This window comes from Pseudomonas sp. FP215, assembly GCF_030687795.1.
Lineage (GTDB): Bacteria > Pseudomonadota > Gammaproteobacteria > Pseudomonadales > Pseudomonadaceae > Aquipseudomonas > Aquipseudomonas salmasensis.
Map to the genome: position 1 here is coordinate 6,673,738 of NZ_CP117447.1, position 14,334 is coordinate 6,688,071.

Here is a 14,334-nt window from a genome sequence, read left to right on the forward strand (position 1 = left end):
CATGCCTCAACCCCCAAGGAGCATCCCATGAAACCCAATCCCGTCGTCTGGTTTGAGATCTACGTGCAGGACATGCCGCGCGCGCGCAAGTTCTACGAAACGGTGTTCCAGTGCCAGCTGGCTGAGCTGAAGTCGCCCGAGGGCGAAGCCCAGGACATGCAGATGCTGTCCTTTCCGATGGACATGCCCGGCCCGGGCGCAGGCGGCATGTTGGCCAAGATGGACGGGGTGCCCTCTGGCGGCGGTGGCACGCTGGTGTACTTTGGCTGCGAGGATTGCGCCGTCGAACAAGCGCGTGTCGAAATAGCCGGTGGCAAGGTGTTCAAGCCCAAGTTCTCGATCGGCGAGTACGGCCACTGCGCGCTGGTGACGGACACCGAGGGCAACTGCATCGGCCTGTATTCGATGGCCTGAATCCGTCGACCAGCCGCCGCCCCCCCCAAACTAGAACCCCCCTACAGGAGATCCCAGCATGTCCACCGGCACTGCCTCCACCGGCCTGTGGGCCGACGTTCGCGCCGCGCTGCGCGGCACGAACGCCGATTACACGCGCATTCCCCTGAAGCGCGCGGTGTTCCTGCTGGCCGTGCCGATGATGCTGGAGCTGGTGCTCGAATCGACCTTCGCGGTGGTCGACATCTTCTTCGTGGCCAAGCTCGGGCCGTCGGCGGTGGCCACCGTCGGGCTGACCGAAACCTATCTGTTCCTGCTGTATTCGATCGCGATCGGGTTGGCGATGGCGGTCACCGCGATCGTCGCCCGCCGCATCGGCGAGCATCGCGGCGAGGAGGCTGCGCTGTCCGCGGTGCAGGCCATCTTGGTGGCGGTGCTGGTCTCGCTGCCCTTCGCGCTGGCCGGAATCGTGTGGGCGCAGGAGCTGCTGCGGCTGATGGGGGCGGACGCCTGGGCCATCGAGCACGGCTATCGCTATACCCAGTGGATGCTCGGCGGCAATGTGGTGATCCTGCTGCTGTTCGTCATCAACGCCATCTTTCGCGGAGCGGGCGACGCAGCCGCGGCGATGCGCGTGCTATGGGTCGCCAATGCGCTCAACATCGTGCTCGATCCGATCCTGATCTTCGGCCTCGGGCCGATCCCGGCGCTCGGCATCGAGGGCGCGGCGATCGCGACCAACATCGGGCGCGGCGCCGGCGTGCTGATGCAGGTGTGGATCCTGGTGCGCGGCAGCGAACACCTGCGCATCCGCCGCGCCAGCCTGCGCTGGCATGGTGCGACGCTGCTGCAGATCGTGCGCACCTCGTTCGGCGGGATCGGCCAGATGATCGTGTCGATGACCGCCTGGATCTTCCTGATGCGCATCCTCGCCAGCGTCTCGACCGAGGCCGTGGCGGGGGCGACGATCACGATCCGCATCATGATGTTCACCCTGATGCCCGCCTGGGGCATGTCCAACGCCGCCGCCACGCTGGTCGGGCAGAACCTCGGCGCGGGTCAGCCCGCACGTGCCGAGGCGGCCGTGTGGCGCATCGGCTGGATGAACATGGCGTTCACCCTGGCGGTGTCGGTGGCCTTCTTCTTCCTGCATGACCAGCTCATCGCCCTGTTCACCGACGACGCGCAGGTGATCGCCATCGGCGGCGAGTGGCTCGCCATCCTCGCGTATTCCTATTTCGTGTACGGCTGGTGGATGGTGTCGGTGCAGGCCTTCAACGGCGCTGGCGATACGATGACGCCAACCTGGATCAACCTGGTGTTCTTCTGGCTGATCCAGATCCCGCTCGCCTGGGCGCTGGCCCTGCCGCTGGGTTGGGCGCACTCGGGGGTGTTCTGGGGCGTGTTCGTCTCCGAGGCCGCAGTCGGCTTATTTACGCTGTGGCTGTTCAGCCGCGGGCGCTGGAAGGCCGCACGGGTTTGATGGCGGCTATACGTGCTCGCATCCCTCGACTGGCGGTGACCGTCACTGAAGGAGCTCACACCATGGCCCGGCTTTCTCCCCGCCTGCAACAAATGCTCGACGCGCTGCCGCTGCGGCCCGGGCTGCGCGTGCTCGAAGTCGGCTGCGGTCCGGGTGCGCTCGCGCGGGCGATCGCCGCGCGCGTGGCACCGGGACAGGTGCTCGGCATCGACCGCTCTGCGCACGCCATCGAGCAGGCGATGGCCTCGTCCGGCGAAGCGATCGCAGCGGGGCATCTGTCCTTTCGTCAGGTCGCCGCAGAGGACTTCGTCCTGGGGCCTGGAGAAGCGCCCTTCGATCTGATCGTTGCGGTGCGCGTCGGCGCGTTCGACGGCCGACACCCGGATGCCGGCGCGCGCGCATGGCCGCGGATGGCGGCTGCGCTCGCGCCCGGGGGACGCCTCGCCATCGATGGGGTAGAGCAAATGATGGTCGCACCAGCCGACATGCATCGTGCGGGGGCCTGAGTACATTCCCAGATTTCGCGCCCGCTCGTGCATCCGACTCCTAACAACTCCCCGTCAGGTGTCCATTGCGCACGTGCCCATCGATGATGCAGATCGGCGCGCCGAGAAGTGATCGGGCATTCGACAGACGACGGCGTGCTGTCCAATGACAAGATCTCGCTCATCAACAAATCTGCGAACGGTGGCAAGAACGCTCACTGTTCAGCCTTCGCGTTAGGGGGCGTCGGGTCAGGGTCGGTAGCCATCATCTGCAAAGGAGCGTCCAGCGCATCACCGCCCCATCCGGGCGATCATATCGGGCCTAGTGAAGTCCACTCTTGACATACCGTGCGGTCGACTCCTGAAAACGACAGCAATTCCCACGCAAACTCGCATCGCGGGCATCCAACTACCGTCTCCATCTTTCAGCATCCGACTACACTGGACTATCGCTGAATAGTTGGATGGACGGCCATGTTGATTGGATATGCCCGCGTCTCGACCGACGACCAACTCCTCGATCTGCAACGCGATGCGCTGGCAACGGCCGGCTGCGAGCGCGTGTTCGAGGATACCGCCAGCGGTGCCAAGGCCGAGCGAGTCGGGCTGACTGCCTTGTTGGCCACGCTGCGCCGGGGCGACACCGTGGTGATCTGGCGCTTGGATCGCCTCGGCCGCTCACTGAAGGACCTGATCCGGCTGGTTGAGCAGTTGGACGCCGCCGGCGTCGGCCTGCGCAGCTTGCAGGAGAGCATCGACACCGCCTCGATTGGTGGCCGCCTGGTGTTTCACCTGTTCGGCGCCCTGGCCGAGTTCGAGCGCAACCTGATCCGCGAGCGCACTCAGGCCGGCTTGTCCGCCGCGCGGGCGCGAGGCCGCAAGGGCGGGCGCAAGAAACGGCTCGATCCGGCCAAGCAGGAGCTTGCCCTACGCCTCTACCACGAGCGGCAACATACCGTGGCGGAAATCTGCCGAATGATGGGCATCGGCCGCTCGACGCTCTACAACTACCTGACCGAGGCCGAGCGGGATGCCCAGCGGGCGGCGTAAAACCATTCCGACCGATTCGCTGATGCAGTTGCGGCAGCGGCTCGACCGCCTGCCGAAGAAAAGCCCCGAACGGACCGCCCAGGTAGCCGCGATAGCCGAACTGTACGGCGTGTCACCGAGCACCGTGTACCGGGCGCTGAACCTTCTCCATAAACCCCACGCGGCCCACCGCGCCGATCACGGTAGGCCGCGCGTGTTGCCGCAGGCCGAGTTGGAGCGCTACTGCGAGCTGATCGCGGCGCTGAAGCTGCGCACCACCAACAAGCAAGGCCGACACCTGTCCACCCGCCGCGCCATTGAGCTGCTGGAGGACTACGGGGTGGAAACCGAGCGGGGCTTGGTCAAGGCGCCAAAGGGGATACTGACCCGCAGCACAGCGAACGAATACCTCAGCCGCTGGCATCTGGATCAGTCACGACTGTTGCGGCAACCGCCCGCCACGCGTTTTCAGGCGGCACACAGCAACGACTGTTGGCAATTCGACCTGTCGCCCTCCGACCTCAAACACATCGACAAGCCGGACTGGATCGACCCGGCCAGGGGCGAGCCGACGTTGATGCTGTTCAGCGTAGTGGACGACCGCAGCGGAGTGGCCTACCAGGAATACCACTGTGTGTATGGCGAAGATGCCGAGTCGGCTCTGCGCTTCCTGTTCAACGCCATGGCACCGAAGGCCGACCCGACCTTTCCCTTCCAAGGCCGCCCCAAAATGATCTACCTGGACAACGGCCCGGTGGCCAAGCGCCGGGTCTTCCAGAACGTCATGGCGGCGCTGAGTATCGAATGGCAGACGCACATTCCGGCCGGCAAGGATGGCACCCGCACCACGGCCCGCTCGAAAGGCAAGGTGGAGCGACCATTCCGCACGGTGAAGGAGGCTCACGAGACGCTGTATCACTTCCATAAGCCGGAAACCGAGGCCCAAGCCAACGAGTGGCTGCTGAGTTACCTGGTGTGCACCTACAACACCCAGGAGCATCGTGCCGAACCGCATTCGCGGATCGAGGACTGGTTGGCCAACCTGCCAGCCGAGGGCCTGCGCGAGATGTGCACCTGGGAGCAGTTCTGCCGCTTCGCCCGCGAACCCGAGCGGCGCAAGGTCGGTGTCGATGCCCGTGTCACCATCGACGGCACGGCTTACGAGGTGGAGCCCGACATGGCCGGCGAAACCGTGGTGTTGCTCTGGGGCTTGTTCGATGACGAACTCTATGCCGAATTCGAGGGGGAGCGCTTCGGACCTTACTACCCCGTCTCCGGGCCAATCCCTGTGCATCGTTACCGCGCCTTCAAACGCGGCAAGGCGGATGAGCGTGCTGATCGCATCCGCGCGCTGGCCGACCAACTTGGCCTGCCCATCGCCGCATTGGCCGGCGACGACGTGCGGCTGGCACCTCCCGCCACGCCGATGGCACTGCTGCGCCAACCCTTCGATGCCGAGGCGCACGAATACCGGTTTCCCAGCGCCATCGCCGCCAAGCTCGCCATTGCCGATGACTTGGCGCAGCCGTTGGCTAAGCTCTCCGCCGACGATCAATCCTTCATCCACCAGGTGCTGAGCGAAACCCTGACACGCCGCATTGTATTGGAGCGTGTGCGGGGCTACTTCCGCCACAAGAAAGCAGGAGAAGAACATGCGGGCTGAAGTGATGCAGCACTACGGATTGGCGGTGCCACTGAACCAGGCAGGCTACTTTGAAACCGGCCACCATCAGCAGTTGATCAAGGACATCAAGGGGGCGATCTTCGAAGGGCGGCTGATTGCCCTGTGCGGCGTCATCGGCAGCGGCAAGACCGTGATGTTGCGCCGACTGCAACAGGCGATGGACGAGGAAAAGAAGATCACGGTCTCCAAGTCGCTGGCCATCGAGAAGCACAGCATCAAGCTGGCCACCTTCATCGCCGCGCTGTTCTACGACCTCTCCACCGAAAAGCAGGTGCGCATCCCCACCCAGGGCGAAAAGCGTGAGCGCGATCTGCGCGAGCTGGTGAGGAAGAACAAGCGCCCGGTTGCGCTGTTCGTCGATGAGGCCCACGACCTCAACGGCCATACCCTGACCGGTCTGAAACGCTTGATGGAACTGGTCGAGGACGGCAACGGCCGGTTGTCGATCGTGTTGGCCGGACACCCCAAGCTGCGTAACGACCTGCGGCGGCCGACGATGGAGGAAATCGGCTACCGCACCGACATCTTCTCGCTCGACGGCATCACCGGCAGTCAGCGCGAATACATTCACTGGCTACTGGACGCCTGCACCGAGGGTAAGCTCGAACCCGAGTCGATCCTGACCGAAGACGCCATTGACCTGCTGGCCACCAAGCTGCGCACGCCACTGCAAATTCAACTGCACCTCAGCCTGGCCCTGGAGGCCGGCTACCTGACCGGCGAGAAGCCTGTGTCGGCGGAACTCGTGCACTCGGTGCTGTCGCGACAGCTGGATGACCTGGAGCCGACCCTCACGCGCCACGGCTACCGCCTCAAGGACCTAGTGGAACAGTTCGACGCCAAGCCTACCGAGATCAAGGCGTTATTCAGCAACACGCTCGACCCGGCTCGGGCCGTCGAATTACGCGACAAGATGCTGGCAGCGGGTTTGCCGATCTGAGTCCCGACATTTGCAGCTAATGCTGGCTGGCGACAATGGAATGCAGGTCCGCACGGATCAATGCAGGTTCATTCGCAGCTAATGCTGGTTTGCTGGACCGGACAGTCGCAGTTAATTCCGGTCGAAAATCGCGTCGATTGCAGGTCGGGGTGTTTTCGTTTGCAGGTCGTTACAGCTAGTCGTAAATCTGCTGGTCAACGTTATTCATGAGCTGGGCAGGCATAGCGATGGAGACTTCGCCATCCGCATCCAGGGGCGTCAGTACCAGAAAGATGACAACCGCTCACCTTGGCAGTGCTGGCACGACTGGCGGACATCTCAGGAGCGCGATGAAGCTATCCGTCAGGCTTTGGAGTACTGCGGCTTCGAAGGCGAGGTGCTCAGCCTCCCATCTTTGCCGCACTACCGTCAGCTGCAACTGCAGTTGCGCTCCGGAAGGCAGCTGACCGTCCAGCTCGATCAGGGACTTTCATATTGGGAGGCCGAGCGTAGCGAGAAGTCCTACCTGCTCAGGTTCGACTTCGCAGCGCGTCAGTTAGGAGAGGAAATCATGGAGCGCATCCAGTGCAAGGTTGTAGCTACCGGTGATGAATGCACCCAGATTTTCATTTACGTGACCTAATAGCCCCCGCATCGCAAGGCCGGGTCCACCGGCCTTTTACTCCCGACTAAGACAGGCTTCTATACGCTGCTTCCATTCGAACACCTTGGCATGATTGACACCGAATGAGCTTTCTTTCGGGTGATGTACAGAGCGCAAAGGCTCACAGAACTTCGCCATAGTGTGCGGCCAGCGCAACGAACCTTTCACTGTCTGCCTCAAGATCCTGTCGATGCATTTCTCGGCCTCAACACCTGCTTTGAAGCCCATGATCCGTGTTGACATGGTCTTGCGGTTGTCTGAGGTGTCTATTTCTAGAAGGTAGCGCTGATTGCCGTTTGGCAGTTTGAATTTTGCCAGCAAATAACAGCGTGGTTTTTCGTGATCGAGCATGTGATAGCTGCAGCGCGGAACGGGTGGCAATGGTCTCACCTCCAGTGATACCAGCGTAATTCGAGGCTCCTGAGCGATCTGTTCAATGACCTCACGGAGCAACGAGAAGCGATTTGCAAACCGCTCATGCTCCTCCCTATCACCCTCGCCCAATTGCTGGAATTCCCCTGGCGCTATGCTGCCACCGCTCACAGGATCAGCCACGCCTAAGAGTTGGCCTTCTTTGCTCGGGCATTGCTCATCGTCGATCTTCTTGCCATGACCGCTGGCACGCTCCCCGTTGTAGGCAATCCTGGTGCTCAACTGAGCATCAAAAGTAATTCCCTCAACGGGTAGATGAATCAGCCTTGGTTCCTTGGCAGCAGTCGGCTCTTCGATAGCATCTACTTCCACCTCTTCAGCTCCCGATGGCACGGATACACAGCCAGTACCCTCTCCCCTCACTGGTTGCTTCAGGGCAGGATGGTGGAAAAAAATATCGCCTCGATGGCTGAAGCTGAGGCCTTGAAGCGCTTCGATTTCCCAGACCAGCAACTCGTTGCTTTTCGGATCAAAAGGGCCTCGCATATTCATGGTGGTACCCGCTAGGGAAATGGGTGCCATGAAGTCGAACTTCCACCTGGCATATGCCGACTCTTGCGATGTGCGCTCTTGCTCTTGGTTGAGGCTTTGCCAGATTGACTCGAAGGATCGCTTCACATCCTGATTCAGTAGCAGCCAACTGAAGTGGTCCCTATATCCCTTAATTTTGAGAAGCTGACTTGGCGCGCCCGTCTTCGTAGGCGTATGGATATGAACAGCATCGCCCTCTTTGTAGATTGTGAAAGCCATGTCTAGACCATTCGGCTCGAAGGCTGCACGGACTATGAAAGCTGCGTGGAAGAACAGTTTGCGTGCCAGCTCGAATTTCGGTAACCAGACGGTCAGACCGTCAACCTCGAACACAAAGCATCGCTGTCCAGATATCTCAGGATTTGCAGCCAGCCTTCTGGCGAGCCTTGGACAGTCACCCAATTGCCTTTCCCGCCAGCTATCTATTGGAGGCAGCACCACCGCCTTCTTGAAACCACTGGACCGGTAAGGGGCCCCTTCTTCGCCAGGAAACTCGCGACCAACCGCAAGGACACAGGACATTTCCAGTGGAAACCGCTTCAATTGCGACTGGCCATTACCCTCGAAGAGTGCCGCCAGTCGCCACTGCGCCCCAGGAGTAGGGGCTCTGAACAAGTTTCCAATAGCCAACAGCCTAGATCCGGTCTGGATCTGACGGAATAAGGTCCTATTCAATCCATCTTCCTATCAATCGAATGAACGCAGTGGTCAGCGGTGCCATACTGCTTTTTTCCAGCCCACAACGCTTTTCCAACTCCCAGCGCCTGGATGATATGCCGACCCGAATATCCTCCTGCATCGCTGCAGTCAGGCGGCGAATCTGAAACTCGCCGACGGACTCGGCATAGCGATTCAGGAAGGTGCGGCACAGAGGCATTTGATCGAGATGGTGCTCAATTGATGCCCGATGGGGTAGCTGCTGCAGGAACCAGTTGCGGCTCCTGCGTGGCAAGGTCAGGTCATCTTCGCTGTCTTTGCCAAGCCGGATCAGCAGACGTACTAGCTTCCTGTCGCGCGCTCGCCAATCGATGTGGCTGTTGTTGCCCTGTCGACGCTGCCTGGCTTGGTTCGCAGCCATCAGCCAGTGCCGATCATGACGATAGAGCCAGGCATAACACGCATCCCCGCCATTTTGTCGAGCTGCCTTGGCTCCACCGTGATTATCCAGTGCTTGCAGCCAAAGGGTACGGTACATCTGTGTTTGGCCTGCCCTTGCCGGAAGTTGCCTGGCAAACTGATCGGGAGAAACGTCGGCCTGGCGTGTCTTCGCCTCGCCGATCAGCTCGCCAGCATGCTGGCCGGGGCGCAGGCTAGTCCAGACGATCAGATGCTGCAGCGCACTGAATCCCTTGCGATGCTTCCTGAACATCGCCAGCAGCCAGGGCGGAGGCTCTTCGTGGGAAAGCAGACCATTCGTAGTAAGCCAATTCCTGCAGTGAGATTCCAGGATCTTTTCCCATATGACTTCAGCCCTAACTTGCCGGCCACGCCTGGCACCGCACTCTGTGGCCAGGTACCTGTACAGGTTGGTCCAGCGACCGTAGCCAGGCGATTGCGCCTCTTCAAGCGCCAGCAGTTGCGTGGCAGTCTTGGCGAGCCTGATAGCTTCTTCGCTCGCCGGGCTCGTGCGAGAGTCACAGGGCAGAAACAATGGCGAGGCCGGATGAAATTCATGCCGCTGCGCTCGACGGAACGGGATAGGTGAGTTCAGGAGCTGACAGCCATGCTCGGGACAGGCATCTACCCCTTTAATCTGCCAGCTTCGCCGCCAATAAGTCTCACCGAAACGGGCAGCCATTTCCTCAAAACAGACAGGGCAGTAACGCAGCCAGTCGGGCCACTTGACCAAAGCCGCCGAAGACCCAGCCAGACCGATGGTCGACCGGTCGGAAGCAAGCATGGCCTGGAACAGATCGTTACGCCGCTTCGCTGGAATGAAGGGGGCATAGAGCGGAAACAGCGTGTGATGCATGATCACGTTCGCCGTATCCAGCCCAGTGTTGTTCGCCAGAGCGGCCAAGTGCGTGGGCAGGTCGGTGATGGCGGCGACCTTGCTGTCACCGAACGCCATATGAAGCAGAGTTTTGTGATTGCTGATCCCCAGATGGACCCGGCAGCGAGCAATGCCGCTGTAGAGCAGCTCGTCCGGATAGAGCCTGGGAAAGTACACGTTAGCTCGCTCTCAGCAGAGGCCGCATATCGAGGATCAGACCAGCCTGCTTGAATCTGTCGTAGGCCTCACTTTCAGGCCCATCGGCATAACGTCGACGCAGATCCTCTTCGGATAGACATCGCCACTCCGTCCGCTTAACTCGGGAAACGCTGGGCCTCTTGGGAACGTCCTGTGCGAGGTAAGCTGTGGCCTTATGAATCAGGGCCGCCAGGGGGATATCCGGATACTCAACCACCAATTCATCGGCTATGGGAATGGCAATATCCCTCGGGATTTCCATCTCTTCGAGCAGTGAAGCCAGCCGCTTGGCCTTGTCGTCTGCCGGAAGTGCCGGCGCTTTCGGTTGGGGGAGGTTATCCAGAGAGCGACTCAGGGTCAGCAAACGTCCCTCGATCTCCGGCATCAGCAGATCGTCATATTTAGCGATCAGTTCGGGCCTGCCACTTCGCAAAGCCGCCAGCATCGGGTGGACCGGTTTGAACTCGTCCTCGAAAACCCTGCGCAGCAACAGCGGCTTGATGCACTCGACGCCTGTCACTATTGCCCTGATCTGCGCCAGCGCGAACAACTTGATGACGATGTCCATGACCCCTTGTGTGAGGTCGTACATGGTCGATTCCAACTCATCGTCCAGCGGCGCCGCATTTCGTAGCCACTGGTACTTCCAGAGTCGCTTCAACAGGCGCTTCCAGTGCTCGTCCCGAGGCAACCTGTCCCAGCGAATACTGCCCAGCCCGGAGACCCGACGCGCTGCCCGGAAGGTGCGCTGGAAGAACTTGCTGGCCCGGTGAGTACCGACCTGAATGATCGGAACGCCAATGGTATTCACCAACGACACGAAAAAATTGTGCATTTTTTCGGCACCACCGGAGCGTGCCTCGTTGAGGTTCTGAACTTCATCGATGATCAGCACTCCGAGTGCGTGCAGGTTGGCCACCTGGCACATGGATGCCATCAAACGTTTGGTACCCAGCTTCTTGCGTCCGTGGCTACGGCTGTAGTGGGTGCCCAGGATCTTGTCTACCTCGTTGAAGAAGCTGAGGCACAGCTCATCCAGGTCACCGTCAATGGGGCAGTCGACCTTCAGATAGACCAATTGAGTGATGTTGTAATCGGGGTGATGGAGAGCCTGGGGGTACATACCCAGAATCCGCTCCAGCGTGCGCGTCTTGCCGCAACCGGAGCAGCCGAACAGCGACAAACTGTTGGCTGTGGAGGTAACACTCTGGTACACCGCCGCATCAAGATCCTCCTCCTCCACCCGGCGATAGCCATTCTGCAGGTGTGCATACCAGGCACCGCTGGCCGGGTTCCGACCGATGTAGCCCTGACGGATCATCAGGCTGATCTTGCTCTCCAGCTCCAAGTGGTGGCTGAGTGGCTGAAAGAAGCCGTGCAACAGACGGGCAATGGCATGAGCCCGGAGCCGACCATCCAGAAGCGCCTCCTGCGGCTCGAAACTGGGAAGTTGCTGCATCAGGCCGACCACTTCCTGCAGATCAGGAATCGGAGGTAATGCACTGATGAGTGGATTGTCCTGATACTCGGGAAGCTGCTGCTCATGATAACGCGCCAGGGGAATCACTCCGCGCTGTAATTCTTCAGTCATCTTCTTCCTCCTTGAATATCAGGTCACTGAGATCCGGAAAGGCATAATCTTCCTGCTTCTCGCCCCGCAGTGGGATCACCTCCGCGGGTTTCGCCCGCTGTGCTTTCTCAGGTTTAAATGCTGTTTTCAGGCGCTCCTGGCGCTTTTCCTGCTGCTTGTTCTCGCGGATCTGGGTGCCCAGATCTTTCTTGCTAATGCCAGTTTTGAGCGGACTGGCGTTCTCTGCCTGGGCAACAATCGACTCGATCTGCTCCAGAAGCTTGCCTCTTTCCGCCAAGGCTTTTGACGCCGCATTGACATCGCTCCGCCGTTCCTCTCTGGACAGTATCCAGACATCCCAGAAGGTCATCCCCCTGAAACGTCGACTACGGTCGGCAAGATCGCAAACCCAGTAATCCTTGAGACTATTGGACGGCCGCAAGTAGATATGGTCCGCACTACGCGGGTCGTATGCGACCGTTACCCCTGTCGGCCGACGCCCCTGGCCTCGGTGAAACCAACCCTCCCTGATTGCTTCCGGGCAACTGTAGAAGCAGCCGAATAGCCTGATTCCCAGCTCCGAAACCGTGGCCGACTCATGGGGCAAGAGATTGATCCACACCAGTTCCTCCGGCGCAGTGCGCAACCGACCGGTCAAGCTGGCCAAGCCCCAGTTCCACAGCATGACTGGAATCGCCGGCAGATCGCCCGGCATTCCCGCAGCCCTGTCGTATTTGCTCAGGGTGTGGAAATTGTTGTGGTGGAGGATGCCGGCAATGATGATTTTCGTGAATTCGGGCAAGGTCAGACTGGCATCAAGCCTGTAGTCGTGGCCACCTCGCTTCCGGCTGGTAGTGTCCTCGACCACACCGCTGGCGTAAGGCTTGAAACGCTCCTGCACCGTTCGAAAATAGCGCTCGACGATGCCCTTGGCATCACCTCGCCTGGCCGGTGCGTTCTCGATGCGGACGCCGAAGGCTTGGGAAAATGCCTCAACCTTGGTGCCGTTCAGTTCGCCCTTATCGGCCAGTATCACATCCGGCAAACCCTTGACCGGCCAATCGCTGGCATCGATCTCCAAACCATACTGGCGACAATACTCGACCTTGTCGGCGACCGTGTTGGCCAATGCCACCATGGCACTGACCCAGGAGGGCCCCTCGAATCCGACGTACATACCAACGACCATGCGGCTGAACACGTCGAGCACCATGTAAACGACAGGCCTGCCGACGATAAGGCTGCGGTCATGCTCTGAAACCAGATAAATATCTGCGATGGTGGCATCTATTTGGTAACGGTATCCTGGACCCAGGGTCTCAGTCGTCGATGTGCTGTTGAGCGGCCGGAAGTCCTTGGCAAAGTCCACTGCGGACATCCTGCGCGGCAAGGTGTCGGTGAAATGATATTCGCGCCCATAGAAGTACCGGAACTGCCCCAATGTAGGCAGTTCGGAGGTCGGCAGCTCCGGCTGAACAGCACGGAGCAGGTTCAGCCCGGAGGCGTAGGCATCAGGAATGGACGGATGTTTTTCCTTGAGCAAGCGTTCCTCGATGACCCGGCGAAAAATGCGCTCGATATCCGGCGTGACATTACGCCCTTTCCCCGCCATCACCACTCTTGGCCTGCCCAGCTTGGCTCTGTTCGGCTTTCGGCGCTTGCCACGGGCACCCGAGTTGACATAGTCCGGCAAGAGGGCGTTCCTACACATGCCTCGTTGCCAGTAGCGCCTCAGTAATCTGTACACCGTCTGTTTGGTGACACCATGGCGTTGCATGATGCTTCCGACAATGAGCCCTCTGGGGCGCCGCACGAAAAGCTGGGGATCGTGCATATAATCCGCCAGCATCGCCCACGCCTCATCACGTTTCAGCTGGTCAGGGGAGCCTGCCTCCACCTCCCGAAGGACCGTCTCCTCGAAGGGATCGCCAATGCTCTCCAGCTCACCCTCAATAATCAGACGCTCCAGCTCTGCAACCGATATCGATTCGGGCAGCGCCGTGTCCAAATCGATATCAATCCAGACAGCCTGCTCGGTACCGGACCAGAGCAGGCGCTTTCGGAGCTCTCCCATACGGAACACCTGATTAACGGACAACACTGATCAGCTCCTGATGAATCTGATGAGGGTTGGCAGCTAGATCCTTCGGCTTCAGCACGCGGTAAGGGGTGTCAAGATCGAAGAGAAACCAGTGCCGAGCCAGCAGCTGGCGTAGCCAATAGAGTGCTTGACCAGCCTCCAGTTGGCCGGAAGTATCCATTTCCTGGGCAATGGCGGTCAGCTTCCGGTCTGGGTGACGCTGAAACTCGAGCAAGAACAGCTGCTGATAGTGTGCGAGATCATCCTGTGCAATGTCGTCTTCAGCATGGGCCGGATAGAGCCATTGGATATTGGCAAATGCCTCTCTGGATACCTCGCGCTCCGTGATGATGAACCAGGGAATCCCTTTTTCCTGCCAGTAGCGCCTTTCAAGTTCAAGTCTCTCGATGACTTCCGGCTTCTGCAGATCGGCACTGTACTTGGCCTGGATCGCGACGGATGGGCGCTGGGGGTCATCAAAATCCACCAGGAAATCGCTGGTCAGAACCTGAGGGATTCCTTTGTAGCGACCGTGAGCAAGGCCAAGTTCCTCGGCGATGCGCACCGTATCTTCGGCCCGCATCGGGAACTGCTCACGGATATCAGTGACCTGGGGAGACCGATCCAAGGTCAGGAAAATGGCCAGTTCAAGATCGGATAAAAGATGGTGCAGACGCCGGGTCTTGCTGCCAGGCAGGCGGTGGGAGCGCCCCAACGAGGACACATCCCTGGTGTAGATGAACGGCTTGTAGTCCCGTCCCTGGCCTTGGCCACGCCCCTCCTTGAGCCTTCTATCAATCTGTGCCTGGGTCAGGCCCTTGAATGTTCCAGACATGAAAAAGCCTGCATCCACCGTGTCGATGACCTCAACAT

The 14,334-nt window shown here is 60.1% G+C and carries 11 protein-coding genes; 6 read left to right on the forward strand and 5 right to left on the reverse strand.

Going from position 1 to position 14,334, the window contains the following annotated elements:
* The first annotated feature begins 27 nt into the window (after positions 1 to 27).
* From PSH76_RS30460 to PSH76_RS30485, 6 genes are all read left to right on the forward strand, one after another.
* Complete coding sequence (locus PSH76_RS30460) at positions 28 to 414, forward strand: VOC family protein (RefSeq protein ID WP_021263843.1); 387 nt, start codon at positions 28 to 30, stop codon at positions 412 to 414.
* Between the two features lie 58 nt (positions 415 to 472).
* A complete protein-coding gene (locus tag PSH76_RS30465; RefSeq protein WP_021263842.1) occupies positions 473 to 1,876 on the forward strand; it encodes an MATE family efflux transporter in 1,404 nt (467 codons plus the stop codon).
* A gap of 62 nt (positions 1,877 to 1,938) precedes the next feature.
* Positions 1,939 to 2,382, forward strand: a complete 444-nt coding sequence (locus PSH76_RS30470; protein WP_021263841.1) for a trans-aconitate 2-methyltransferase — start codon at positions 1,939 to 1,941, stop codon at positions 2,380 to 2,382.
* Between the two features lie 453 nt (positions 2,383 to 2,835).
* Positions 2,836 to 3,411, forward strand: a complete 576-nt coding sequence (locus PSH76_RS30475) for a recombinase family protein (protein WP_021263840.1) — start codon at positions 2,836 to 2,838, stop codon at positions 3,409 to 3,411.
* A 4-nt stretch (positions 3,412 to 3,415) separates the two neighbouring features.
* Complete coding sequence (locus tag PSH76_RS30480) at positions 3,416 to 5,053, forward strand: DDE-type integrase/transposase/recombinase (RefSeq protein WP_202820957.1); 1,638 nt, start codon at positions 3,416 to 3,418, stop codon at positions 5,051 to 5,053.
* Positions 5,043 to 6,014: an ExeA family protein gene (locus tag PSH76_RS30485; RefSeq protein WP_017781032.1), complete on the forward strand. Its 972-nt coding sequence runs from the start codon at positions 5,043 to 5,045 to the stop codon at positions 6,012 to 6,014. The genes PSH76_RS30480 and PSH76_RS30485 overlap by 11 nt, the downstream gene beginning before the upstream one ends.
* A gap of 658 nt (positions 6,015 to 6,672) precedes the next feature.
* On the opposite strand, the gene PSH76_RS30490 is transcribed toward PSH76_RS30485, so the two are convergent.
* The 5 genes from PSH76_RS30490 to PSH76_RS30510 are packed head-to-tail and all read right to left on the reverse strand — an operon-like array spanning position 6,673 to position 14,296.
* Positions 6,673 to 8,295 (reverse strand): Tn7-like element transposition protein TnsE, encoded by a 1,623-nt coding sequence (locus PSH76_RS30490; RefSeq protein WP_017781030.1) that lies wholly within the window; start codon positions 8,293 to 8,295, stop codon positions 6,673 to 6,675.
* On the reverse strand, positions 8,288 to 9,790 hold the full coding sequence (locus PSH76_RS30495) for a TnsD family Tn7-like transposition protein (protein ID WP_017781029.1): 1,503 nt from the start codon (positions 9,788 to 9,790) through the stop codon (positions 8,288 to 8,290). Before PSH76_RS30495 ends, PSH76_RS30490 begins: the two co-directional genes overlap by 8 nt.
* 1 nt (position 9,791) lies before the next feature.
* The gene (locus PSH76_RS30500; RefSeq protein ID WP_017781028.1) at positions 9,792 to 11,402 is read right to left on the reverse strand and encodes an ATP-binding protein; all 1,611 of its coding nucleotides are present in this window, start codon (positions 11,400 to 11,402) and stop codon (positions 9,792 to 9,794) included.
* Positions 11,395 to 13,455 carry a Mu transposase C-terminal domain-containing protein gene (locus PSH76_RS30505; protein WP_017781027.1) on the reverse strand — a complete coding sequence of 687 codons (2,061 nt, stop codon included), beginning with the start codon at positions 13,453 to 13,455 and terminating at the stop codon, positions 11,395 to 11,397. Before PSH76_RS30505 ends, PSH76_RS30500 begins: the two co-directional genes overlap by 8 nt.
* A gap of 13 nt (positions 13,456 to 13,468) precedes the next feature.
* Positions 13,469 to 14,296, reverse strand: coding sequence for a heteromeric transposase endonuclease subunit TnsA (locus tag PSH76_RS30510; RefSeq protein ID WP_017781026.1), 828 nt, complete (start codon positions 14,294 to 14,296; stop codon positions 13,469 to 13,471).
* Positions 14,297 to 14,334 lie beyond the last annotated feature (38 nt).